This window comes from Pseudomonas sp. X4, assembly GCF_040784925.1.
Classification (GTDB): domain Bacteria; phylum Pseudomonadota; class Gammaproteobacteria; order Pseudomonadales; family Pseudomonadaceae; genus Aquipseudomonas; species Aquipseudomonas putida_Z.
The window spans coordinates 2,758,897-2,782,309 of sequence record NZ_CP160798.1; the positions used below are offsets into that span (position 1 = coordinate 2,758,897).

At 62.0% G+C, this 23,413-nt stretch carries 19 protein-coding genes; 13 read left to right on the forward strand and 6 right to left on the reverse strand.

Annotation, left to right across the window (positions count from 1 at the left end; all coding sequences use genetic code 11):
* The first annotated feature begins 146 nt into the window (after window positions 1-146).
* Window positions 147-803, forward strand: coding sequence for an RHS repeat-associated core domain-containing protein (locus tag ABX298_RS12190; RefSeq protein WP_367394478.1), 657 nt, complete (start codon window positions 147-149; stop codon window positions 801-803).
* Window positions 804-848: 45 nt separating this feature from the next.
* Here ABX298_RS12190 and gbcA read toward each other — a convergent pair whose 3' ends face one another.
* Window positions 849-2,141, reverse strand: coding sequence for a glycine-betaine demethylase subunit GbcA (gene gbcA / locus ABX298_RS12195; protein WP_075044357.1), 1,293 nt, complete (start codon window positions 2,139-2,141; stop codon window positions 849-851).
* Window positions 2,142-2,436: 295 nt separating this feature from the next.
* Between gbcA and gbcB the strand changes: the two genes are divergently transcribed.
* On the forward strand, window positions 2,437-3,537 hold the full coding sequence (gbcB, locus tag ABX298_RS12200; protein WP_025337388.1) for a glycine-betaine demethylase subunit GbcB: 1,101 nt from the start codon (window positions 2,437-2,439) through the stop codon (window positions 3,535-3,537).
* Window positions 3,538-3,672: 135 nt separating this feature from the next.
* Here the strand turns inward: gbcB and ABX298_RS12205 are convergent, their stop codons facing one another.
* Complete coding sequence (locus ABX298_RS12205; RefSeq protein ID WP_367394435.1) at window positions 3,673-5,298, reverse strand: methyl-accepting chemotaxis protein; 1,626 nt, start codon at window positions 5,296-5,298, stop codon at window positions 3,673-3,675.
* Between the two features lie 276 nt (window positions 5,299-5,574).
* Here ABX298_RS12205 and ABX298_RS12210 point away from each other — a divergent pair, with 276 nt between their 5' ends.
* The 3 genes from ABX298_RS12210 (at window position 5,575) to mcpH (ending at window position 8,220) form a co-directional block, all read left to right on the forward strand.
* A complete protein-coding gene (locus ABX298_RS12210; protein ID WP_025337390.1) occupies window positions 5,575-5,805 on the forward strand; it encodes a hypothetical protein in 231 nt (76 codons plus the stop codon).
* Window positions 5,802-6,104 (forward strand): cell division protein ZapA, encoded by a 303-nt coding sequence (locus tag ABX298_RS12215; protein WP_003257516.1) that lies wholly within the window; start codon window positions 5,802-5,804, stop codon window positions 6,102-6,104. The genes ABX298_RS12210 and ABX298_RS12215 overlap by 4 nt, the downstream gene beginning before the upstream one ends.
* 178 nt (window positions 6,105-6,282) lie before the next feature.
* Window positions 6,283-8,220, forward strand: a complete 1,938-nt coding sequence (gene mcpH, locus ABX298_RS12220; RefSeq protein WP_367394436.1) for a methyl-accepting chemotaxis protein McpH — start codon at window positions 6,283-6,285, stop codon at window positions 8,218-8,220.
* Window positions 8,221-8,373: 153 nt separating this feature from the next.
* Here mcpH and ABX298_RS12225 read toward each other — a convergent pair whose 3' ends face one another.
* Entirely contained in the window at window positions 8,374-9,414 is a 1,041-nt protein-coding gene (locus tag ABX298_RS12225; protein WP_317409603.1) for a low specificity L-threonine aldolase, read from the reverse strand.
* A 338-nt stretch (window positions 9,415-9,752) separates the two neighbouring features.
* Between ABX298_RS12225 and ABX298_RS12230 the strand changes: the two genes are divergently transcribed.
* The 7 genes from ABX298_RS12230 (at window position 9,753) to fdhA (ending at window position 18,825) form a co-directional block, all read left to right on the forward strand.
* Window positions 9,753-11,006, forward strand: coding sequence for a serine hydroxymethyltransferase (locus ABX298_RS12230; RefSeq protein ID WP_025337394.1), 1,254 nt, complete (start codon window positions 9,753-9,755; stop codon window positions 11,004-11,006).
* Window positions 11,007-11,021: 15 nt separating this feature from the next.
* Complete coding sequence (locus tag ABX298_RS12235; RefSeq protein ID WP_003255680.1) at window positions 11,022-12,272, forward strand: sarcosine oxidase subunit beta family protein; 1,251 nt, start codon at window positions 11,022-11,024, stop codon at window positions 12,270-12,272.
* 14 nt (window positions 12,273-12,286) lie between these two features.
* Window positions 12,287-12,622, forward strand: a complete 336-nt coding sequence (locus ABX298_RS12240; RefSeq protein ID WP_013970519.1) for a sarcosine oxidase subunit delta — start codon at window positions 12,287-12,289, stop codon at window positions 12,620-12,622.
* Window positions 12,619-15,636, forward strand: coding sequence for a sarcosine oxidase subunit alpha (locus ABX298_RS12245; protein WP_075044362.1), 3,018 nt, complete (start codon window positions 12,619-12,621; stop codon window positions 15,634-15,636). The genes ABX298_RS12240 and ABX298_RS12245 overlap by 4 nt, the downstream gene beginning before the upstream one ends.
* A gap of 182 nt (window positions 15,637-15,818) precedes the next feature.
* A complete protein-coding gene (locus ABX298_RS12250) occupies window positions 15,819-16,451 on the forward strand; it encodes a sarcosine oxidase subunit gamma (protein WP_025337396.1) in 633 nt (210 codons plus the stop codon).
* Between the two features lie 12 nt (window positions 16,452-16,463).
* Window positions 16,464-17,321, forward strand: a complete 858-nt coding sequence (purU, locus tag ABX298_RS12255; protein WP_075044363.1) for a formyltetrahydrofolate deformylase — start codon at window positions 16,464-16,466, stop codon at window positions 17,319-17,321.
* Between the two features lie 304 nt (window positions 17,322-17,625).
* The gene (gene fdhA / locus ABX298_RS12260) at window positions 17,626-18,825 is read left to right on the forward strand and encodes a formaldehyde dehydrogenase, glutathione-independent (protein WP_003255673.1); all 1,200 of its coding nucleotides are present in this window, start codon (window positions 17,626-17,628) and stop codon (window positions 18,823-18,825) included.
* Between the two features lie 104 nt (window positions 18,826-18,929).
* On the opposite strand, the gene ABX298_RS12265 is transcribed toward fdhA, so the two are convergent.
* Window positions 18,930-19,865 (reverse strand): RHS repeat-associated core domain-containing protein, encoded by a 936-nt coding sequence (locus ABX298_RS12265; RefSeq protein WP_367394437.1) that lies wholly within the window; start codon window positions 19,863-19,865, stop codon window positions 18,930-18,932.
* A 195-nt stretch (window positions 19,866-20,060) separates the two neighbouring features.
* On the opposite strand from ABX298_RS12265, the gene ABX298_RS12270 reads away from it, so the two are divergent.
* Window positions 20,061-20,642, forward strand: a complete 582-nt coding sequence (locus ABX298_RS12270; protein ID WP_075044365.1) for a DUF2780 domain-containing protein — start codon at window positions 20,061-20,063, stop codon at window positions 20,640-20,642.
* 191 nt (window positions 20,643-20,833) lie between these two features.
* Here the strand turns inward: ABX298_RS12270 and ABX298_RS12275 are convergent, their stop codons facing one another.
* Together ABX298_RS12275 and ABX298_RS12280 are read right to left on the reverse strand one after the other, a co-directional pair.
* Window positions 20,834-22,183, reverse strand: a complete 1,350-nt coding sequence (locus tag ABX298_RS12275; protein WP_367394438.1) for an APC family permease — start codon at window positions 22,181-22,183, stop codon at window positions 20,834-20,836.
* Between the two features lie 244 nt (window positions 22,184-22,427).
* Entirely contained in the window at window positions 22,428-23,315 is an 888-nt protein-coding gene (locus ABX298_RS12280; RefSeq protein WP_367394439.1) for an acyltransferase, read from the reverse strand.
* Window positions 23,316-23,413 lie beyond the last annotated feature (98 nt).

A 23,413-nucleotide genomic window follows, 5' to 3' on the forward strand; every position in this document is an offset into this window, starting at 1 on the left:
CAAATTTCCAACCAACCATTACGGTATCCACAGGTCTTCGTATTTGTGAATAACTTATGGCGACATACCTGCTCAATACCGATCGGCAGCACTCTGTACTGGGTTCGCATCCCGGTGGCCCACATGTCTATGCGCCTTATGGAGTCATGAGCGCCGCCTGTGCACCAGAGCTGGCATTTTGTGGAGAGTATCGGGACCCAGTGACTGGGAATTACCCACTAGGAAATGGTCATCGTACCTACACACCCTCGCTGAAGCGTTTCCAGTCGCCGGACACGCGAAGCCCGTTCGACGAGGGCGGGCTCAATGCTTATGTCTACTGCCTTGGTGACCCGGTCAACCACCGCGATCCCACAGGGCAGAAGGCAGAGGATTATGTACTGCCAGTGCTGAGTATCCTTACCAACGTGCTAGGTCTGTTTATCAGCGGGCTACGATTCAGAGCTTTCGTCAAGCAGGTGGGCGCTAGTCGAAGAATTCGCGTGGAAAGCCTTTCACCGTCGATTATGCCGCCAACACGACAGGATTGGGCTTTGTCCAGCGTCAGTGCGGTCGCTGCCGTTGCGGGGTTGACCATTGGTGTTGCCAGAACGGCCGATCCTGAAAACAAGTGGCAGACATGGGCGTTGGCTGCGCTGACCCTTGTGTCGCTCACAACGACGGCCTATGAGGCATGGGGGCTGGCTCAGAGGAGGCCATGGCAATCGAGCACACCTGTGCCTGTATCAGGATCTCCTTTGCCTACCCCTGCAAATCCGACAGATTCAGCGGCCGTGATCAGAGGACAATTAACCCCATTTTAGAAATACGGATAGCGACATCTGTCGCTATCCGCTTATCCCGGGCGGTTACTGCGCCTGCACTTCTTTCAGGTAAGGCGCAGGTTCCGCGCCCAGATTGTTCAGCAGGCGCTGGCTGTACCAATCGATGAAGTTCACCACACCAAACTCGTAGGTCTTCGAGTAAGGCCCAGGCTGATACGCAGTGGAGTTGATTCCACGCTGGTTCTCTTCAGCCAAACGACGGTCCTGGTCGTTGGTGGCGTCCCACACCTTGCGCATGTTCTCGGGGTTGTAGTCCACACCCTCCACGGCATCCTTGTGCACCAGCCACTTGGTAGTGACCATGGTTTCCTGGGCGCTGATCGGCCACACGGTGAACACGATCATGTGGTCGCCCATGCAGTGGTTCCAGGAGTGCGGCAGGTGCAGGATGCGCATCGAGCCCAGGTCCGGGTTCTGGATACGACCCATCAGCTTCTGGCAGGCCTGCTTGCCGTCCATGGTCATCGACACGGTGCCCTTGAGCAGCGGCATGCGCACGATACGGTTACGCAGGCCATGGCTCTTGTGCAGGTACGGGATCTTCTCGGCTTCCCAGGCGGCGGCGGAGGCAGCCACGTGGTCCTTGAATTCCTGGCTGGCGCGCGGGTCGTTGGTGTCGTCCCATTCCAGCAGGGTTTGCAGCAGCTCCGGGTGCGAACCGTTGCAGTGGTAGCACTCGCGGTTGTTTTCCAGCACCAGCTTCCAGTTGGCCTTTTCCATCAAGGTGGTCTGTACCGCCACCTTGGTGTTTTCCATGTCGTACGGTTCCATGTAGTGGTCCAGGGTGGCCAGGAACTCGTCGATGGCAGGCGGGTTTTCCGCCAGGCTGATGAAGATGTAGCCGCCGGCGACCTTCACGTTCACAGGCTTCAGGCCATACTGGTTCATGTCGAAGTCGGCACCCATTTCGGTACCGGCGAACAGCAGGCGGCCGTCCAGCTCGTAGGTCCACTGGTGGTACGGGCAGACCAGCTTGGCCACCTTGCCCTTGTCGCTGACGCACAGGCGCGAACCGCGGTGGCGGCAGACGTTGTGGAAGGCGTGCACCTTACCTTCGGCGCCACGCACCACGATGATCGGGTTCTTGCCGATCTGCAGGGTGATGTAGTTGCCCTTGGCCGGGATCTCGCAGGTCATGCCGGCGATCAGCCACTCCTTGTGGAAGATCTCCTGCATGTCGATCTGGAACAGACGCTCGTCGGTGTAGAAAGGCTGGGGCAGCGAGTAGGTGCGCTCGCGGGTCTGCAGCATCTCGGCGGTGGCCTTGCGTGCAGGTTCCAGTGGATCGCCCAGGCTCAGGGTTGCGGTGACGTCCATCGTGTATTCCTCGGGGCCGTGTGCGGCCGGCAAAAGGTGGCTAATCGTTGTTGTGGTGCCGCAAGGCTGCTTATCAAGAAACAGCTGGTTGTTTTGCCGTGGAGTGTGCGTCCGAAGGCGTCATGAACCGTATCCATGGGCGACATGGCCGATTTGAATTACGACGCGCCAGCCCTTGCAGCGCGGGGCTGGTCGCGATAAGCACGCCGATGTCGCTGGCAGGAATGTACGTCGTCTTCAGCTTGCGCATTATCCAAGCCATAAAAAGGCCAATAGTCGGCTGCTGGAGATGAACATGTCCGATACCTTCCTCAATCCGGTCACTACCCAGACCTGGGCCAACGGCCGCCACATCGTGCGCTGCGTCAAGGTCATCCAGGAGACCTGGGACGTGCGCACGTTCTGCTTCATGGCCGATCAGCCGATCATGTTCTTCTTCAAGCCGGGGCAGTTCGTCACCCTGGAACTGGAGATCGAAGGCAAGCCGGTGATGCGTTCCTACACCATCTCCAGTTCACCGTCGGTGCCCTACAGCTTCTCGATCACCGTCAAGCGTGTACCGGGCGGCCTGGTGTCCAACTTCCTCCACGACACCATGCACGAAGGCGCCGAGCTGCCGGTGCACGGCCCGGTGGGGCTGTTCAATGCCATCGACTTCCCTGCGCAGAAGGTGCTGTACCTCTCGGGCGGTGTCGGGATCACCCCGGTCATGTCGATGGCGCGCTGGTTCTACGACACCAACGGCAATGTCGACATGGTGTTCGTGCACAGCGCCCGTTCGCCGAAGGACATCATCTACCACCGCGAGCTGGAGCAGATGGCCTCGCGCATCCCCAATTTCAGCCTGCACATCATTTGTGAAAAGCATGGTCTGGGTGAGCCGTGGGCGGGTTATCGCGGTTACCTCAATCAGCGCCTGATGGAGCTGATCGCGCCGGACTACATGGACCGCGTGGTGTTCTGCTGCGGCCCGACGCCATACATGACTGCGGTCAAGCGCATGCTCGAAGCGGTCGGCTTCGACATGAAGAACTATCACGAGGAATCGTTCGGCGCGACGCCGCCCGAGGCCAAGGCCGATGCGGTGGAGCATGCCGAGCAGGCTGCCGACGCGCCGGAACTGGATGTGGCCGACCTCAACCTGGTGGAGTTCATCGGCAGCGAGAAGAGCATCCGCATCGCCCCGGGCGAGACCGTGCACGCGGCGGCTGCCAAGGTTGGCCTGATGATCCCGAAAGCCTGCGGCATGGGCATTTGCGGCACCTGCAAGGTGCTCAAGCTGGGCGGCGAAGTGGAGATGGAACACAACGGCGGCATTACCGAAGAGGACGAAGCCGAGGGCTACATCCTGTCGTGCTGCAGCGTGCCGAAAGGGGATGTGCGGATCGATTACTGATCTGAAATTGCAGGGGGCTGCTTTGCAGCCCATCGCGACACAAGGCCGCTCCCACAAAGGCGCCGGTTACATCGGCCAATGTGGGAGCGGCCTTGTGTCGCGAAAGGGCCGCAAAGCGGCCCCGGCCTTTTAAAGTCAGGTACGGAACCGCGCCACCAACCCATTCAGATCCACGGCCAACCGCGACAACTCCGCACTCGCCGCACTGGTCTGATGCGCCCCGGTAGCACTTTGCACCGACAGGTCATTGATGTTCACCAGGTTGCGGTCCACTTCACGCGCCACCTGCGCCTGCTCTTCCGCCGCGCTGGCAATCACCAGGTTACGCTCGTTGATCTGCGCCACCGCCCCGGCAATGGTGTCCAGCGCCATGCCTGCGCCACGGGCAATGTTCAGGGTGGATTCGGCACGCTCGGTGCTGGTGCGCATCGATTCCACCGCTTCTTCCGTACCGCCCTGAATACTGCCGATCATCCGCTCGATCTCGCTGGTCGACTGCTGGGTACGATGAGCCAGCGCCCGCACCTCATCCGCCACCACGGCAAAGCCACGGCCTGCCTCACCGGCACGTGCCGCCTCGATCGCGGCGTTCAGCGCCAGCAGGTTGGTCTGGTCGGCCAGGCCACGGATCACGTCCAGCACCTTGCCGATGTCGCGCGACTGTTCGGCCAGGTGAGTGATCAGTTTGGCAGTGGCCTGCACATCGCCACTCATGCGCTCGATGGCACCCACGGTCTCCATCACCAGGTCACGTCCATCACCGGTGGAGCGGCTGGCTTCACTGGACGCTTCCGAGGTGCTCACCGCATTGCGCGCCACTTCTTCCACAGCGCTGGTCATTTCAGTTACCGCAGTGGCAGCCTGCTCGATCTCGTTGTTCTGCTGCTGCAGGCCACGGGCACTTTCGTCGGTGACGGCATTCAACTCTTCGGCCGCCGAGGCCAGCTGGGTGGCGGAACCGGCGATCTGTTGCAGGGTATCGCGCAGCTTGTCCTGCATGCGGGCCATGGCACGCAGCAGGCGGGCGGCTTCGTCGGTGCCTTCGGCGCGGATGACGTGGGTCAGGTCACCGTCGGCGACCTGTTCGGCGCTTTTGAGTGCTTCTTCGATCGGCTTGACGATACTGCGGGTCAGCAGGAAGGCGCAGACGAACGTCAGCACGGTGGCGGCGACCAGCAGGCCGATCACCAGGGCGAAGGCAGCGGCGTACTGGTTGGCGGCCTTCTCGTTGGTGGCGCGGGTCTGGTCGGTGTTGATGCGCACCAGGGTGTCCATGACCTTGTTGACCTGTTCGGAGTTGGCCAGCAGGTCGCGGTTGAGCAGGTCGCGCAGTTCGTCGACGCGGTCGGCCTGGCTCAGGCTGCGCATGCGCGACTCAAGTTGGCGGTACTGGTTGAGCAACTGGCCGTACTGGTCGAATGCAGCCTGTTCGTCGGCGGCGCCGATCATCGGCAGGTAGGCCTGGCGTGCACGGTCGATCTGGCTGTTGCGCTCGTCCAGCAGGCTCAGGGTCTCGCGCTGGGTTGCCGGCTCGCGGTTGAGCAGCAGGCGGTAGGAGAGGGTGCGCATGCGCAGGTTCAGGGCGGTGAGTTCGTCGAGGATCTTGATGCTGGGCACGCTGACCTGTTCGATGACGACGCCGGCCTGGCGGATGTTGCCCATCTGGATGAGGGAGAAGATGCCGAGGCCAAGCATCAGCAGGCCGATGAGCGCGAAGCCGAGCAGCGCGCGCGGGGCGATGTTCATATTACGTAGAGACATGGAGAGGACGATCCAGGCAAGGGAAAAAGGGTGCGCAAAGTGCGACAGAACATGACTTGCCGGGCTATCGGTTGTGACTGCTCAGTCTTGAGTGCCGTTGGCGAAAATTGTGAGGTTGCTAACCTTTTCCTGACCGGCGGTTGACCCATGTCGGAACAAGGGGGTGGTTCCTCTGTCAATCTGCGGGTTAGACACCTTGTGAATCCGATATTTAATGGCGATGGGCCGCACTTTTCTTTATCGTGTGCGCCCCTCGCAACAACCTGAGATAGACCCATGCTGGAAGCTTCCCTGAACCAAATCGAGCAACTTGTCAGCGACCTGATGCAGAAGAACGCTCAACTCACCGAGCAGAACACCGCCCTCGGCCAGGAATTGGCCCAGGCCAAGGAAGAGAACGAAACCCTGCAGCTGTCGCTGATGGAGCAGGAAGAGAAGAACGGCAGCACCGCCGCACGCCTGCAGGCCCTGCTCGAGCGCGCCAACGCCGGCGTCGTAGGCGCATGACACTGCGAGCGCAGCCGATCAATGTCGTGTCGATCCTCGGCAACGACTATTCGATCAAGGCGCCTGAAGGCCAGGAAGCGACCCTGGCCCAGGCGGTGCAGATGCTCAACACCGCCCTGGCCCAGACCAAGCGTCAGTACCCGACCCTGATCGGCGACAAGCTGCTGGTGCTGGCCGCGCTGAACCTGTGTTCGCGACAGATCGAACTGCAGGATGAGCACCGCAAGACGCTGGAGCGTACCCAGGCGCAGATCGACGCCACGGTGGACGCCATCGTGCGGACCATAGCCGAACAATAAGGTCTTGCATCGACCTCTGTGGGAGCGGGTTCACCCGCGAATGCGTCAGTGCATTCAGCATCGCATTCGCGGGTAAACCCGCTCCCACAGGGTATCTGATTGCTTCAGGTCACTGGATTAACTGGATACGCAAGTGTATACACTTTCCGCAAAACAATAATTATGCGGGGAGTAGGGCATGCGTATCTGGCGTAAGAGCATCCAGTGGCAGTTGATCACCAGCATGGGGGCCGCCCTGCTGGCGAGCATCCTGGTGGTGGTCATCATTTTCACGGTGGCGCTAAACCGCCTCACCGAACGCTACCTGGTCGATACCGCGCTGCCCGCCAGCATCGAGGCCATCCGCAACGACATCGAGCGCATGCTCGGCCAGCCGCTGGTGGCGGCGGCGGATATTGCCGGCAACACCCTGCTGCGCGACTGGCTTGCCGCCGGTGAAGACCCCGCCCAGGCCGCTCCATTCATCGAATACCTGACCGCCGCCAAGCAGCGCAACCAGGCCTTCACCACCTTGTTCGTCTCGACCGAAACCGGCCACTACTACAACGAGAATGGACTGGACCGTACCCTAAGCCGCAGCAACCCCAAGGACAAATGGTTCTACGGCTACATCGACAGCGGTGCCGAACGCCTGATCAACATTGACATCGACGGTGCCACCGGCGAACTCGCGCTGTTCATCGACTATCGCGTGGAAAAGAACGGCCAACTGGTCGGTGTGGCTGGCATGGGCCTGCGCATGAGCGAACTGTCGAAGCTGATTCATGACTTCAAATTTGGCGAGCACGGCAAGGTGTTCCTGGTGCGTAACGATGGCCTGATCCAGGTTCATCCGGACGCTGCCTTCAGCGGCAAACGCCAGCTCACCGAACAGCTCGGCGCGGATGCCGCCAAGGCGCTGATGACCGGCGGCGAAGGCCTGCGCAGCAGCCGCTTCAGCCGTGACGGCGAAAGCTACCTGGCGCTCGGCCTGCCCCTGCGCGACCTCAACTGGACCCTGGTGGCCGAGGTGCCCGAGGAGGAAATCTACGCGCCGATGCACCAGGCGGTATGGCTGACCAGCCTGATCGGTGGTGCGGTGGCCCTGGTGTCGCTGCTGCTGGTGGTGCTGCTGGCGCGTGGCCTGGTGCGGCCGATCCGCCGCGTCACAGCGGCGCTGGTGCAGATTGGCAGTGGCGCGGGCGACCTCAGCCACCGGCTGGACGATTCACGCCAGGACGAACTGGGCGACCTGGCGCGTGGCTTCAACCGCTTCCTCGACAGCCAGCGCCGGTTGATCGGCGAGGTATTGCACACTTCCGAGCGGCTGCACCTGGCGGTCGAGCAGGTGACACAGGTGGTGGACAACACCGCCGAGCGTTCCGGGCGCCAGCAGGAAATGACCGAAATGGTCGCTACCGCCGTGCACGAAATGGGTTTGACCGTGCAGGATATTGCCCGCAATGCCGGTGATGCGGCCCAGGCCTCGCAGTCGGCGAGAGACGAAGCCCTGCAGGCGCGTGAAGTGGTGCAACGCTCGATCCGTGGTATCGAGGGGATGTCGGGTGATATCGGCAAGGCGGCCGATGCAGTAAGCCAGCTGGCCGATGAAGTGGCCTCGATCGACGAAGTTCTGGCGGTTATTCGTAGCATTTCCGAGCAAACCAACCTGCTGGCGCTGAATGCCGCCATCGAAGCGGCCAGGGCAGGGGAGATGGGCCGTGGGTTTGCCGTGGTGGCCGATGAGGTGCGTACTTTGGCCCGGCGCACGCAGCTGTCCACCGACGAAGTGCAGCAGATGATCCAGCGCTTGAAGCAGGGCGCGGGTTCGGCTGTGAGTTCGATGCAGGCGGGGCAGCAAGCGACGGGTAGCGGCGTGGAGTCGAGCCAGCGCACCGGGGCGTCATTGGGTGCGATCACTGACCAGGTGGAGCACATCAGCGACATGAACCATCAGGTGGCTACTGCGACCGAAGAGCAGTCGGCGGTGACCGAGGAGATCAATCGTACGGTGCAGGGGATTTCTGACCTTGCTCGGGAGACCGCGGCGGAGGTGCAGGGGTGCCGCGAGGAATGCCAGGCGTTGCGTGGGTTGGCGGATGACCTGGCGCGGCAGATGGGTGGGTTCAGGCTTTAGATCCGAGTTGGCTTCTTCGCGGGTGAACCCGCTCCCACAGGTTCATCATTGCTCTTGAGGGCAGAGCTGTACCTGTAGCTCCCACAGGCTCACCTCAAGCCTTGAAACCTGCGCGATCCCTGTGGGAGCGGGTTTACCCGCGAATGCGACCTGTCAAGCGCTGATGATGGCGCGGATATCCGCCGCCAGCTCGCGCACCCGCTCTTCCTCGGTATCCCACGAGCACATGAACCGCGCCCCGCCACTGCCAATGAAGGTATAGAACCGCCACCCTCTGCCGCGCAGTGCTTCGATCGCGTGCTCCGGCATCTGCAGGAACACCCCGTTGGCCTCAACCGGGAACATCAGCTCCACCCCCGGCAAGTCACTCACCAGCGAGGCGAGCAACTGCGCGCAATGGTTGGCATGCGCGCCATGGCGCAGCCAGGCGCCATCTTCCAGCAGGCCCACCCAAGGCGCCGACAGGAAGCGCATCTTCGATGCCAGTTGCCCGGCCTGCTTGCAGCGGTAGTCGAAGTCCTCGGCCAGTTGGCGGTTGAAGAACAGGATCGCCTCGCCCACCGCCATGCCGTTCTTGGTGCCGCCAAAGCACAGCACATCGACGCCGGCCTTCCAGGTCAGCTCTGCCGGGCTGCAGCCCAGGAACGAACAGGCATTGCTGAAGCGTGCGCCGTCCATGTGCAGGTTCAGCCCCAGCTCCTTGCAGGTGGCGCTGATCGCCTTCAGCTCGTCGGGGCGATAGACGGTGCCCACCTCGGTGGCCTGGGTAATGGTCACCACCCGTGGCTTGGGGTAGTGGATGTCCTGGCGCTTCAGCGCCACTTCGCGGATCGACTGTGGTGTCAGCTTGCCGTTGACGCTGGGCGCGGTCAGCAGTTTGGAGCCGTTGGAGAAGAACTCCGGCGCACCGCACTCGTCGGTTTCGACGTGGGCGGTCTCGGAGCAGATCACGCTGTGGTAGCTCTGGCACAGCGAGGCCAGGGCCAGGGAGTTGGCGGCGGTGCCGTTGAAGGCGAAAAACACCTCGCAGTCGGTTTCGAACAGCTTGCGGAAGTATTCCGCGGCGCGTTCGGTCCACTGGTCGTCGCCGTAGGCGCGGTCGTGGCCATGGTTGGCCTTTTCCATCGCTGCCCAGGCTTCGGGGCAGATGCCGGAATAGTTGTCGCTGGCGAATTGTTGGCTCTTATCTGTCATGACACTGTCCTGTGAACGACGCAGAACAGCACTCTAAACCATCGATTCAGCAGTTGCCTATACAAGCGGTGCAGCGTTTGATTTCGGCATTGCCTGTACTGGCCTCTTCGCGGCTAAAGCCGCTCCCACAGGGAGATTGCAAGCATTGAGGCACCGCCGTACCTGTGGGAGCGGGTTCACCCGCGAAAGGGCCGGCACGGTCAACACAAAAGCGAATGTCGTAAACGCGCCATTGCAAGGCGTGCGCAGGCATCTGACCCGCCCCGGCCAGTCATAACATCGCCACAAAGGGCCACAGTGCCCCACGACAAAAAATGATCGCTGCCGGGAGATACACGATGTTCAGCAAGCAAGACCAGATTCAGGGTTACGACGATGCACTGCTGGCGGCGATGAATGCCGAAGAACAGCGCCAGGAAGACCACATCGAGCTGATCGCTTCGGAAAACTACACCTCCAAGCGCGTGATGCAGGCCCAAGGCAGCGGCCTGACCAACAAGTACGCCGAAGGCTACCCGGGCAAGCGCTACTACGGTGGCTGCGAGCACGTGGACAAGGTAGAAGCCCTGGCCATCGAGCGCGCCAAGCAGCTGTTCGGTGCCGACTACGCCAACGTCCAGCCGCACTCCGGCTCCTCGGCCAACGGTGCCGTCTACCTGGCCCTGCTGCAGGCTGGTGACACCATCCTCGGCATGAGCCTGGCCCACGGCGGCCACCTGACCCACGGCGCCAAGGTGTCGTCCTCGGGCAAGCTGTACAACGCTGTGCAATACGGCATCGACACCAACACCGGCCTGATCGACTACGACGAAGTCGAGCGCCTGGCTGTCGAGCACAAGCCGAAAATGATCGTTGCCGGCTTCTCGGCCTACTCCAAGACCCTCGACTTCCCACGCTTCCGCGCCATCGCCGACAAGGTCGGTGCGCTGCTGTTCGTCGACATGGCCCACGTAGCCGGCCTGGTTGCCGCTGGCCTGTACCCGAACCCGATCCCGTTCGCCGATGTGGTTACCACCACCACCCACAAGACCCTGCGCGGCCCGCGTGGCGGCCTGATCCTGGCCAAGTCGAACGAAGAGATCGAGAAGAAACTGAACGCCGCGGTGTTCCCTGGCGCCCAGGGCGGCCCGCTGATGCACGTTATCGCCGCCAAGGCCGTGTGCTTCAAGGAAGCGCTGGAGCCTGAATTCAAGGCCTACCAGCAACAAGTGATCGAAAACGCCCAGGCCATGGCCCAGGTGTTCATCGACCGCGGCTACGACGTGGTTTCCGGTGGCACCGACAACCACCTGTTCCTGGTCAGCCTGATCCGCCAGGGCCTCACCGGCAAAGATGCCGACGCCGCCCTGGGCCGCGCGCACATCACCGTCAACAAGAACGCCGTGCCGAATGACCCGCAGTCGCCATTCGTCACCTCGGGCCTGCGTATCGGCACCCCGGCCGTCACCACCCGCGGCTTCAAGGTCGCTCAGTGCGTGGCCCTGGCCGGCTGGATCTGCGACATCCTCGACAACCTCGGTGACGCAGACGTCGAAGCCGATGTGGCGAAGAACGTCGCGGCCCTGTGCGCAGATTTCCCTGTTTACCGCTGAGTGGAGTCACACACCATGCAACGTTACTCGGGCTTCGGCCTTTTCAAGCACTCCCTCAGCCACCACGAGAACTGGCAGCGCATGTGGCGCACGCCAACCCCTAAAAAGGTCTACGACGTGGTTATCGTCGGCGGTGGCGGCCATGGCCTGGCCACGGCCTACTACCTGGCCAAGGAACACGGCATCACCAACGTTGCCGTGATCGAGAAGGGTTACCTGGGCGGTGGCAACACCGCCCGTAACACCACCATCGTGCGTTCCAACTACCTGTGGGACGAGTCGGCGCACCTGTACGAGCACGCCATGAAGCTGTGGGAGGGCCTGTCCCAGGACCTCAACTACAACGTGATGTTCTCCCAGCGCGGTGTGTACAACCTGTGCCACACCCTGCAGGACATGCGTGACTCCGAGCGCCGGGTCAGCGCCAACCGCCTGAACGGCGTGGATGGCGAGCTGCTCAACACCGCCCAGGTCGCGGCCGAGATCCCGTACCTGGACTGCTCGAAGAACACCCGCTACCCGATCCTTGGTGCCACCGTGCAGCGCCGTGGCGGCGTGGCCCGTCACGACGCCGTGGCCTGGGGCTTCGCCCGTGCCGCCGACGCCCTGGGCGTGGACCTGATCCAGCAGACCGAAGTGATCGGCTTCCGCAAGGAAAACGGCGCGGTCATCGGTGTGGAAACCAACAAAGGCTTCATCGGCGCCAAGCGCGTCGGCGTGGTCACCGCCGGTAACTCCGGGCACATGGCCAAGCTGGCCGGCTTCCGCCTGCCGCTGGAATCGCACCCGCTGCAAGCACTGGTATCCGAGCCGATCAAGCCGATCATCGACAGCGTGATCATGTCCAACGCCGTGCACGGCTACATCAGCCAGTCCGACAAGGGCGACCTGGTGATCGGTGCCGGTATCGACGGCTGGGTCGGCTACGGCCAGCGCGGTTCGTACCCGGTGATCGAGCACACCCTGCAGGCCATCGTCGAGATGTTCCCCAACCTCTCGCGCGTGCGCATGAACCGCCAGTGGGGCGGCATCGTCGATACCTCGCCGGACGCTTGCCCGATCATCACCAAGACCCCGGTCAAGAACATGTTCTTCAACTGCGGTTGGGGTACTGGCGGCTTCAAGGCGACCCCGGGTTCGGGCAACGTCTTCGCCGCGAGCCTGGCCAAGGGCGAAATGCACCCACTGGCCGCGCCGTTCTCCATGGACCGTTTCTACAACGGCGCACTGATCGACGAACACGGCGCCGCCGCCGTCGCCCACTAACCGGAGACACCGTCATGTTGCATATTTTCTGTCCCCACTGCGGCGAGCTGCGCTCCGAAGAAGAGTTCCACGCCTCTGGCCAGGCGCACATCGCCCGCCCGCTGGACCCTAACGCCTGCTCCGACGAGGAATGGGGTACCTACATGTTCTACCGTGACAACCCACGCGGTATTCACCACGAACTGTGGGACCACGTTGCCGGCTGCCGCCAGTACTTCAACGTCACCCGCGACACCGTGACCTACGAAATTCTGGAAACCTACAAGATTGGCGAGAAGCCGCAAGTGACCGCCAGCGGCAAGCAGAACAGCGCCGCGTCGACCGTCAAAGGCCAAGGGGAAAAAGTATGAGCCAGACCTATCGCCTCGCCAGCGGCGGCCGTATCGACCGCAGCAAGGTCCTGAACTTCAGCTTCAACGGCAAGACCTACCAGGGTTATGCCGGTGACAGCCTGGCCGCCGCATTGCTGGCCAACGGCGTCGACATCGTCGGCCGCAGCTTCAAGTATTCGCGCCCACGCGGCATCATCGCCGCTGGTACCGAAGAGCCGAACGCCATCCTGCAGATCGGCTCCAGCGAAGCCACCCAGATCCCCAACGTGCGTGCCACCCAGCAGGCGCTGTACGCAGGTCTTGTAGCTACCAGCACCAACGGCTGGCCGAACGTCAACAACGACGTCATGGGCATCCTGGGCAAAGTTGGCGGCAGCATGATGCCGCCGGGCTTCTACTACAAAACCTTCATGTACCCGAAATCGTTCTGGATGACTTACGAGAAGTACATCCGCAAAGCCGCAGGCCTTGGCCGCGCGCCGCTGCAGAACGACCCGGACAGCTACGACTACATGAACCAGCACTGCGACGTGCTGATCGTCGGCGCCGGCCCTGCCGGCCTGGCCGCTGCCCTGGCCGCTGGCCGCAGCGGTGCCCGCGTGATCCTGGCTGACGAGCAGGAAGAGTTCGGCGGCAGCCTGCTCGACACCCGCGAAACCCTCGACGGCAAGCCTGCTGCCGATTGGGTCAGCGCCGTGGTCAAAGAGCTGGAAAGCCTGCCGGAAGTGACCCTGCTGCCACGTGCCACGGTCAACGGCTACCACGACCATAACTTCCTGACCATCCACGAGCGCCTCACCGACCACCTCGGCGATCGCGCGCCGATCGGCCAGGTACGCCACCGCGTGCACCGCGTCCGCGCCAAGCGCGTGGTGCTGGCTGCCGGTGCCCACGAGCGCCCGCTGGTGTACGGCAACAACGACCTGCCGGGCAACATGCTGGCCGGTGCCGTGTCCACCTACGTACGCCGCTACGGCGTGGCCCCGGGCCGCAAGCTGGTGCTGTCGACCAACAACGACCACGCCTACCGCGCCGCGCTGGACTGGCACGACGCCGGCCTGCAAGTGGTCGCCATTGCCGATGCCCGCCACAACCCACGTGGCTCGCTGGTTGAAGAAGCACGTGCCAAAGGCATCCGCATCCTCACCTCCAGCGCCGTGATCGAGGCCAAGGGCAGCAAGCACGTCACCGGCGCCCGCGTGGCCGCCATCGATGTGCAGGCACACAAGGTCACCAGCCCTGGCGAAACCCTCGAGTGCGACCTGATCGCCACCTCCGGCGGCTACAGCCCGATCGTGCACCTGGCTTCGCACCTGGGCGGTCGCCCGGTATGGCGTGAAGACATCCTCGGCTTCGTGCCGGGCGATGCCCCGCAGAAACGCGAATGCGTGGGTGGCATCAACGGCGTCTACGCTCTGGGCGACGTGATCGCCGATGGCTTCGAAGGCGGCGTTCGCGCAGCCACCGAAGCGGGCTTCAAGGCCACCGTTGGCAGCCTGCCGAAAACCGTTGCGCGCAAGGAAGAGGCCACCGTGGCGCTGTTCCAGGTGCCGCACGACAAGGGCACTGCCCGTGCACCCAAGCAGTTCGTCGACCAGCAGAACGACGTCACCGCGGCCGCCATCGAACTGGCCACCCGCGAAGGCTTCGAGTCGGTCGAGCACGTGAAACGCTACACCGCGCTGGGCTTCGGTACCGACCAGGGCAAACTGGGCAACATCAACGGCCTGGCCATCGCCGCCCGTTCGATCGGCATTACCATCCCGGAAATGGGCACCACCATGTTCCGCCCCAACTACACGCCGGTTACCTTCGGTGCAGTAGCGGGCCGTCACTGTGGCCACCTGTTCGAGCCCGTACGCTTCACCGCCCTGCATGCCTGGCACGTGAAGAATGGCGCCGAGTTCGAAGACGTCGGCCAGTGGAAGCGCCCATGGTACTTCCCGAAAGCCGGTGAAGACATCCACGCCGCCGTGACCCGTGAATGCAAGGCCGTGCGCGACAGCGTGGGCCTGCTGGACGCCTCGACCCTGGGCAAGATCGACATCCAGGGCCCGGATGCGCGTGAGTTCCTCAACCGCATCTACACCAACGCCTGGACCAAGCTCGATGTGGGCAAGGCCCGCTATGGCCTGATGTGCAAGGAAGACGGCATGGTCTTCGACGACGGCGTGACCGCCTGCGTCGGCGACAACCACTTCATCATGACCACCACCACTGGCGGCGCCGCCCGCGTGCTGCAGTGGATGGAGCTGTACCACCAGACCGAATGGCCGGAACTGAAGGTGTACTTCACCTCGGTCACCGACCACTGGGCCACCATGACCCTGTCCGGCCCCAACAGCCGCAAGCTGCTGAGCGAGCTGACCGACATCGACATGGACAAGGAAGCCTTCCCGTTCATGACCTGGAAGGAAGGCAACGTCGGCGGCGTACCGGCCCGGGTGTTCCGTATCTCGTTCACCGGCGAGCTGTCGTACGAAGTCAACGTGCAGGCCAACTACGCCATGGGCGTGCTGGAACAGATCATCGAGGCAGGCAAGAAGTACAACCTGACCCCGTACGGTACCGAGACCATGCACGTACTGCGTGCCGAGAAGGGCTTCATCATCGTTGGCCAGGACACCGATGGCTCGATGAACCCGGACGACCTGAACATGAGCTGGTGCGTGGGCCGTAACAAGCCGTTCTCGTGGATCGGCCTGCGTGGCATGAACCGCGAAGACTGCCTGCGCGACAACCGCAAGCAACTGGTAGGCCTGAAGCCGGTCGACCCGAACCAGTGGCTGCCGGAAGGCGCCCAGCTGGTGTTCGACCCGAAACAGCCGATCCCGATGGATATGGTTGGCCACGTCACCTCCAGCTACGCGTCCAACTCCCTGGGCTACTCGTTCGCCATGGGTGTGGTCAAAGGCGGCCTCAAGCGCATGGGCGAGCGCGTCTACTCGCCGCAGGCGGATGGCAGCGTGATCGAGGCGGAGATCGTGTCTTCGGTGTTCTTCGATCCGAAGGGTGAGCGGCAGAACGTTTGAGGCTTCACCGGTAGCTCTGATTGGAATGCGACCTCTGTGGGAGCGGGTTCACCCGCGAATGCGATGGTGGATTCACCGCCCTCTTCGCGGGTAAACCCGCTCCCACACTGGGTCTCCTCAGTCTGTGACTACAGGTTCTACCTCAGGTCTTCGCGATCAACAGAATTCAAGGCAGGTAAGAAATGAGCGCTATCAACGTCTTCCAGCAAAACCCCGGCGCCGAGGCCAAGGCCCAGTCGCCACTGCACCACGCCGACCTGGCCAGCCTGGTTGGCAAAGGCCGCAAGAACGCAGGCGTGACCCTGCGTGAACGCAAGTTCCTCGGCCACCTGACCATCCGTGGCGACGGCCACAACCCGGAATTCGCCGCCGGCGTGCACAAGGCCCTGGGCCTGGAGCTGCCAGTGGCCCTGACCGTGGTCGCCAACAACGAAATGTCGCTGCAATGGGTCGGCCCCGACGAGTGGCTGCTGATCGTGCCTGGCGGCCAGGAACTGGCGGTCGAGCAGAAACTGCGCGCAGCCCTCGAAGGCCAGCACATTCAGGTAGTCAACGTCAGTGGCGGGCAGAGCCTGCTGGAACTGCGCGGCCCGAACGTGCGCGAAGTGCTGATGAAGTCCACCAGCTATGATGTTCACCCGAACAACTTCCCGGTGGGCAAGGCAGTCGGCACCGTGTTCGCCAAGTCGCAACTGGTGATCCGCCGCACCGCCGAAGACACCTGGGAACTGGTTATTCGCCGCAGCTTCGCCGACTACTGGTGGCTGTGGCTGCAGGACGCTTCGGCCGAGTACGGCCTGAGCATCGAGGCTTAAGGAGAACAGAGCATGAGTCGGGCACCGGATACCTGGATTCTCACCGCCGACTGCCCGAGCATGCTCGGCACCGTCGACGTGGTGACGCGTTACCTCTTCGAGCAGCGCTGCTACGTGACGGAGCACCACTCCTTCGATGACCGGCAGTCGGGGCGTTTCTTCATTCGCGTGGAGTTCCGCCAGCCGGACGATTTCGATGAAGCCGGCTTCCGCGCTGGCCTTGCCGAGCGCAGCGAGGCGTTCGGCATGACCTTCGAGCTGACCGCACCGAATCACCGCCCCAAGGTGGTGATCATGGTGTCCAAGGCCGACCACTGCCTTAACGACCTGCTGTATCGCCAGCGTATCGGTCAGCTGGCCATGGACGTGGTCGCGGTGGTGTCCAACCACCCCGATCTCGAACCCCTGGCGCACTGGCACAAGATCCCTTACTACCACTTTGCCCTCGACCCCAAGGACAAGCCTGGGCAAGAGCGCAAGGTACTTCAGGTGATCGAGGAAACCGGCGCCGAGCTGGTGATTCTTGCGCGCTACATGCAGGTACTGTCGCCAGAGCTGTGCCGGCGCCTGGATGGCTGGGCGATCAACATTCACCACTCGTTGCTGCCAGGGTTCAAAGGCGCCAAGCCTTACCACCAGGCGTACAACAAGGGCGTGAAGATGGTTGGCGCTACGGCGCACTACATCAACAACGACCTGGACGAAGGCCCGATCATCGCCCAGGGCGTGGAGGTGGTCGACCACAGCCATTACCCCGAAGACCTGATTGCCAAAGGGCGCGACATCGAGTGCCTGACCTTGGCGCGAGCGGTGGGGTATCACATCGAGCGACGGGTGTTCCTCAACGCCAACCGGACCGTAGTTCTGTAATAACCAGTACCGGTCTCTTCGCGGCTAAAGCCGCTCCCACAGGCACTGCGGTGGCCTTGAGCCTTGCGCTGAACCCTGTGGGAGCGGCTTTAGCCGCGAAGAGGCCGGCACAGCTCACCCCATCCGTTCCCCCATATCCTCCAACGACAACCCTGCCGCTAAAAGGCATCTCCCTGTCGCTCCCAGTCAGTGCATCCGGCCGTATCAGGCCCACAATTCCCTGCATTCCAGTAACACATGCCGCCCACGGATGGCGGCGCGTTCAACCACCGCTGCATAAATAAAAATCAAGCGAGGTAAGAGCATGTCTGGCAATCGTGGAGTGGTATATCTCGGCGCCGGCAAGGTCGAGGTGCAGAAGATCGACTACCCGAAAATGCAGGACCCGCGCGGCAAGAAGATCGAGCACGGCGTGATCCTGAAGGTGGTCTCCACCAACATCTGCGGCTCCGACCAGCACATGGTCCGCGGCCGCACCACTGCCCAGGTCGGCCTGGTCCTGGGCCACGAAATCACTGGTGAAATCGTCGAGAAGGGCCGTGACGTCGAGCGCATGCAGATTGGCGACCTGGTCTCGGTGCCATTCAACGTCGCCTGTGGCCGCTGCCGCTCCTGCAAGGAAATGCACACCGGTGTCTGCCTCACCGTCAACCCTGCCCGCGCTGGCGGTGCCTACGGTTACGTCGACATGGGCGACTGGACCGGCGGCCAGGCCGAGTACGTGCTGGTGCCGTACGCCGACTTCAACCTGCTGAAACTGCCCGAGCGCGACAAGGCCATGGAAAAGATCCGTGACCTGACCTGCCTGTCCGACATCCTACCGACCGGCTACCACGGTGCCGTGACTGCCGGTGTAGGCCCAGGCAGCACCGTCTACGTTGCTGGCGCCGGCCCGGTCGGTCTGGCTGCCGCTGCCTCGGCACGCCTGCTGGGCGCTGCCTGCGTCATCGTCGGCGACCTCAACCCGGCCCGTCTGGCTCACGCCAAGTCCCAAGGCTTTGAAGTGGTCGACCTGTCCAAGGACACCCCGCTGCACGAGCAGATCGTCGATATCCTCGGCGAGCCGGAAGTGGACTGCGCCGTTGACGCCGTCGGCTTCGAAGCCCGCGGCCATGGTCACGAAGGTGCCAAGCATGAAGCGCCGGCCACCGTCCTGAACTCGCTGATGCAGGTTACCCGCGTTGCCGGCAACATCGGTATCCCGGGCCTGTACGTGACCGAAGACCCGGGTGCGGTGGATGCTGCCGCCAAGATCGGCGCGCTGAGCATTCGCTTCGGCCTGGGCTGGGCCAAGTCGCACAGCTTCCACACCGGCCAGACCCCGACCATGAAGTACAACCGCCAGCTGATGCAGGCAATCATGTGGGATCGAATCAACATCGCTGAAGTGGTTGGTGTACAGGTGATCAACCTGGATCAGGCGCCGGAAGGTTATGGCGAGTTCGATGCAGGTGTGCCGAAGAAGTTCGTCATCGACCCGCACAAGATGTGGGGCGCGGCTTGATCGCGTGATGTAACAAAGAGCCCCTCGATATGAGGGGCTTTTTTTATGGGCTGAATGGAGAACCTGTGAACCTGCTTCGGCAAGGCCCAAATCAGCGATTGGGCCTAGTTTTTTCTGATTGCCTTAAGCCCAAAATACAGGGCAGCCGCGCCACCACCAAGGAACGCAAGGGCAAAAAATGTGGTTTTTGCAGCAAAGTTTGAGCTGTCTCTTCTGCCATATCCGGGTCTATTGAACACCTGTTCCTGTTGAGGAACTTTGATGGGCGCCGAGATTGGATCTTGCGTTTTTGAGAGTGAGGCAGGAGCGGATACTAGAGCAGAAGTCGCAGTGTTTTTAACGTTTTGTTGAGATGCTTGCGCAAGTAATTGCGACCGGGGCTTCACGGGGATAGCCCCATTGGTTTTCTGTTGCCCGGCCAAGATTTTGATGAAATTAAGCGTTTTGAGCGACTTGGGGCCCATGGCTGCAGTGTTTCCAGTCATTCCATTGATGTTGAAATTCCTAGCTGTTACGAGACTTCTGCCTACGGCTGACGCAAATCTTCTGGCGAGCGGTACTAAAAACTGGAAGAATTCGCCGGTAGGGTCATGCCGATTAATTGGATCTCCTTCACAGTAAGCAGATGGGTGCGGCCCACCTTTCCCGAATGGGCTCGTCGGGTCATCACTGTGGAAACGCATGCGTTCAGTGCTGTATGTTCGACGTCCTGCACCCAGAGGGTAACCTTCAGTAATCGGGTCACACCACTGCCCGTTGAACCCAAGCAACGCTAGCATTTTTTCCATGGGCAGGTATCCATAGGGTGAGTACGCCATTGATCCAGATGCCAGTCCCAGGACTGAATTAGCAAGGTCAACTCGTAGCATCTCTGCTGATTGCGACTGATCAAGTTGAGCCAGCGCCACGTCATTTGCCCATAACACGTGACGATTGCCTTGGGTGGCTATTTCTGTTGCCAAATGATCATTTTTATAGAAATGCAGGCTCTGCCGCGATGCCAGAGCGTGTTTGTTCCTGCTGGTGGAAGGGGTACTCATGATGGTGACCTGAGTGTTGATTGCTGTGTCGGCACTTTGCGCGGTCTGTAAACCCATCACAACTGGCAGTTTTAACAGGTCGAAAGCACTGAGGCGGGCAGCAAAAGTGGTCGACAGTCGGGTCGGAACAAAGCTGCGAAATCCCAGTCAAAACTCGCGTTTCCCAGGCCATCCCGGCCCACGAGGTCCCTCCCGATGAAAGCATTCACCCTGGCAACCCTGATGACCCTGGCCGCAAGCCCGGTGTTCGCCTTCAACCTCAGCGACGCCGCCAACGCCGTGTCGGCCATGCAGAACCAGAATCAGAGCCAGCAAGGTCAGGTGCAGGCACCCGAGGCGCAGGCAAACCTGCTCAATACCTTGGGCAGCCAATTGAATATCACCCCAGAGCAAGCCGTGGGCGGGGCAGGGGCCATGCTGGGGCTTGCGCGCAACAACCTGAGCTCCGACGACTACGGCCAGCTGACCAAGGCCGTGCCGGGACTGGACCTGCTTGCCGGGGCCAATGCACTGGGTGGCTTGAGTGGCCTGGGTGAGCTGCTGGGCAAGAACAGCGAGAGCCAGTCGGCCTTGAGCAATGCGCTGGGCAACAATGTGGAAAACCGCAGCGACCTGGACAATGCGTTCAAGGCGCTGGGCATGGATACCGGGATGATCGGGCAGTTTGCGCCGTTGCTGCTGCAATACCTGGGGCAGCAGGGGATTGCCGGGTCGCTGTTGCAGAACCTGGGGAGTTTGTGGACCACTCCTGCTCCGTTGACCGGGCCTTCGGTCTGAGGATTTCGCCAGTATCACAGCGTTGAAGGCCGACGCTGTACCTGTTGTGGGAGCGGCCTTGCGTCGCGAAAGGGGCGCGAAGCGGCCCCAGGGTTTCGGCATAACTGCAGAGATTGCTGGGGCCGCTTTGCGGCCCTTTCGCGACGCAAGGCCGCTCCCACAAAAAAGCAGATTTGCGTCGGGTCAGCAGATCAGGTCGCTTCGGTAAAGTCCACCAGCCGCACCGGGCGGCGGAAGCCGGCGGTCAGTACTGCCAGGTACGCAAGACCCAGCGCAAACCAGCACAGGCCAATCACCAAGGTAAGCGCTGACAGGCTGGTCCACAGCCACAAGGTCAACCCCAACCCCACCAGCGGCACCGCGCCATAACACAGCAGCCCTTTGACGCTACGCTGGCTGGCATCGTCCACCAGGTGGGTCTTCACCACCGCCAGGTTCACCGCCGAAAATGCCACCAGCGCACCAAAGCTGATCAGCGACGCAAGGGTCGCCAGGTCGATTACCAACGCCAGCAACGAGAACGCCGAAACCAGCAGAATGGCGAACACTGGCGTGCCAAAGCGCGGTGACAGGTAGCCGAACGTTCGCTGCGGCAGCACCTTGTCACGGCCCATGGTGAACAGAATGCGCGACACCGCCGCCTGCGAGGCCAGCGCCGAGCCCAGGCTGCCAGCCACATAGGCCGCAGTGAAGAAGTTGGCCAGGAACTGCCCGCCCGCCTTGAACATCACCTCGTTGGCCGCCGCATCGGCATTGGCAAAGGTAGTGCCCGGCAGTACCAGTTGGCTGACATAGGCCAGCACGGTGAACAGCACGCCGGCGAACAGGGTGGTGAGGATGATTGCCCGTGGCACATCGCGGCGGGCATCGCGGCATTCTTCGGCCAAGGTCGAGACAGCGTCAAAGCCGAGGAACGACAGGCACAGCACCGCCGCACCAGCCATCAGCGCGCCGAAGCCCGGCTGCGAACCGTCGCCCAGCAGTGGCGAAAGCAGGTCGAGCGGCTGGCCGGTCAGGGACTGGCAGGACAGGGCGACGAACACCACGATGAAGACGATCTGCGCCCCGACGATCAGGTTGCTGGTCTTGGCCACAGAGTGAATGCCGACCACGTTGAGCAGCGTGACCAGGGCGATAGAGGCCAGCGCGATCGACCATGCGGGGATGGCCGGGAAGGCGATGTTGAGGAACAGACCGATCAGCAGGTAGTTGATCATCGGCAGGAACAGGTAGTCGAGCAGCAGCGACCAGCCGGCCAGGAAGCCAACGTTCGGGCCGAAGGCCATGTTGGTGTAGGAGTACGCCGAGCCCGCGACCGGGAAGCGTTTGACCATGAAGCTGTAGGAGGTGGCGGTGAACAGCATGGCCACCAAGGTGACGATATAGGCGCCGGCCGTGCGGCCACCAGTAAGTTCGGTGACGATGCCGTAAGTGGTGAAGATGGTCAGCGGGACCATGTACACCAGGCCGAAGAACACCAGGGCGGGCAGGCCGAGGACACGGCGGAGCTGGACGGGGGTGGAGCTGGGTGTGTTGGCCATCGTTCGATCCAGAGCTTTTTTGTAGTTGTGCTTTGGTCGATTTTTATCCACTTAGGTGGGGTGTGACAAAGAAGTAATCCTAATGCTGATTATTAGCCAGGTTTTTAATCGGATTCTGTAATGCCTGTTCCGGCCTCTTCGCGGGTAAACCCGCTCCCACAGGGGACTCACAGGTCTTGAGTACTGCGCAGTACCTGTGGGAGCGGGTTTACCCGCGAAGAGGCCTGGTCAGGCAATGGAAATCTCAGCCCATCTCCACCCGCAGCTGCTCGATCCGCAAGTCCTTCTCCACCCACAACTGGTTCACCCAGGCCTGCACGGTCTGCCTGAACTCAGCATCATTCTCGTAATCCCCTGCCCACAGCATCGGGTCCAGTTCACGCACACGAATGTCGATAATCACCCGGCTGATGCTGCCATTGAGCAAATCCCAGAAACCCGGCGCCTTGTTGCCGGGGTAGACGATGGTCACGTCCAGCAAGGCATCCAGTTGCTCGCCCAATGCCGCCAGCACGAACGCCACGCCACCAGCCTTGGGCTTGAGCAGGTAGCGATACGGCGATTGCTGCTGCTGACGCTTGGCCTCGGTGAAGCGTGTGCCTTCCAGGTAGTTCACCACGGTCACCGGCTGGCGCTTGAACAGCTCGCAGGCCGCCTTGGTGATCTCCAGGTCCTTGCCCCTCAGCTCGGGATGCTTCTCCAGGAAGGCCTTGCTGTAGCGCTTCATGAACGGGTAATCCAGCCCCCACCAGGCCAGGCCCAGCAGTGGTACCCAGATCAGCTCCTTCTTCAGGAAGAACTTGAAGAACGGTGTACGGCGGTTGAGGCTCTCGATCAGCGCCGGAATATCGACCCAGGTCTGGTGGTTGCTGACGGCCAGGTACGAAGTGTCCTTGCGCAGGTTCTCGACGCCACGGATATCCCACTGGGTAGGAATGCACAGGGCAAAGATGGCCTTGTCGATCTCCGACCAGGTCTCGGCCACCCACATCACCGCCCACGAGGCATAGTCACGCCCACGCCCCGGCAGCACCAGTTTGAGCAGGGCGAAGACCAGCAGCGGGCAGATCAACACCAGGGTGTTGAGCAGCAGCAGGGTGGTAGTGAGGATGCCGGTCAGCAGGCGACGCATAAAGAGACTCTTGTTGTGGGAGATAAACGGTTGGCAATGATAAGCAGGGCAGTGGCCTACGCCAAATTTCCAGTGCCCTGCGGCGAGGACAAATGTTT

What these genes read in the sequence shown, in the direction of transcription:
- ABX298_RS12275 (WP_367394438.1), bottom strand. Translation starts at nt 22,183, where the DNA reads ATGGCCAACACACCCAGCTCCACCCCCGTCCAGCTCCGCCGTGTCCTC.
- ABX298_RS12190 (WP_367394478.1), top strand. Translation starts at nt 147, where the DNA reads ATGAGCGCCGCCTGTGCACCAGAGCTGGCATTTTGTGGAGAGTATCGG.
- mcpH (WP_367394436.1), top strand. Translation starts at nt 6,283, where the DNA reads ATGCGTATCTGGCGTAAGAGCATCCAGTGGCAGTTGATCACCAGCATG.
- ABX298_RS12240 (WP_013970519.1), top strand. Translation starts at nt 12,287, where the DNA reads ATGTTGCATATTTTCTGTCCCCACTGCGGCGAGCTGCGCTCCGAAGAA.
- ABX298_RS12280 (WP_367394439.1), bottom strand. Translation starts at nt 23,315, where the DNA reads ATGCGTCGCCTGCTGACCGGCATCCTCACTACCACCCTGCTGCTGCTC.
- ABX298_RS12205 (WP_367394435.1), bottom strand. Translation starts at nt 5,298, where the DNA reads ATGTCTCTACGTAATATGAACATCGCCCCGCGCGCGCTGCTCGGCTTC.
- ABX298_RS12210 (WP_025337390.1), top strand. Translation starts at nt 5,575, where the DNA reads ATGCTGGAAGCTTCCCTGAACCAAATCGAGCAACTTGTCAGCGACCTG.
- ABX298_RS12230 (WP_025337394.1), top strand. Translation starts at nt 9,753, where the DNA reads ATGTTCAGCAAGCAAGACCAGATTCAGGGTTACGACGATGCACTGCTG.
- ABX298_RS12225 (WP_317409603.1), bottom strand. Translation starts at nt 9,414, where the DNA reads ATGACAGATAAGAGCCAACAATTCGCCAGCGACAACTATTCCGGCATC.
- ABX298_RS12245 (WP_075044362.1), top strand. Translation starts at nt 12,619, where the DNA reads ATGAGCCAGACCTATCGCCTCGCCAGCGGCGGCCGTATCGACCGCAGC.
- ABX298_RS12235 (WP_003255680.1), top strand. Translation starts at nt 11,022, where the DNA reads ATGCAACGTTACTCGGGCTTCGGCCTTTTCAAGCACTCCCTCAGCCAC.
- ABX298_RS12250 (WP_025337396.1), top strand. Translation starts at nt 15,819, where the DNA reads ATGAGCGCTATCAACGTCTTCCAGCAAAACCCCGGCGCCGAGGCCAAG.
- purU (WP_075044363.1), top strand. Translation starts at nt 16,464, where the DNA reads ATGAGTCGGGCACCGGATACCTGGATTCTCACCGCCGACTGCCCGAGC.
- gbcA (WP_075044357.1), bottom strand. Translation starts at nt 2,141, where the DNA reads ATGGACGTCACCGCAACCCTGAGCCTGGGCGATCCACTGGAACCTGCA.
- ABX298_RS12270 (WP_075044365.1), top strand. Translation starts at nt 20,061, where the DNA reads ATGAAAGCATTCACCCTGGCAACCCTGATGACCCTGGCCGCAAGCCCG.
- ABX298_RS12215 (WP_003257516.1), top strand. Translation starts at nt 5,802, where the DNA reads ATGACACTGCGAGCGCAGCCGATCAATGTCGTGTCGATCCTCGGCAAC.
- ABX298_RS12265 (WP_367394437.1), bottom strand. Translation starts at nt 19,865, where the DNA reads ATGAGTACCCCTTCCACCAGCAGGAACAAACACGCTCTGGCATCGCGG.
- gbcB (WP_025337388.1), top strand. Translation starts at nt 2,437, where the DNA reads ATGTCCGATACCTTCCTCAATCCGGTCACTACCCAGACCTGGGCCAAC.
- fdhA (WP_003255673.1), top strand. Translation starts at nt 17,626, where the DNA reads ATGTCTGGCAATCGTGGAGTGGTATATCTCGGCGCCGGCAAGGTCGAG.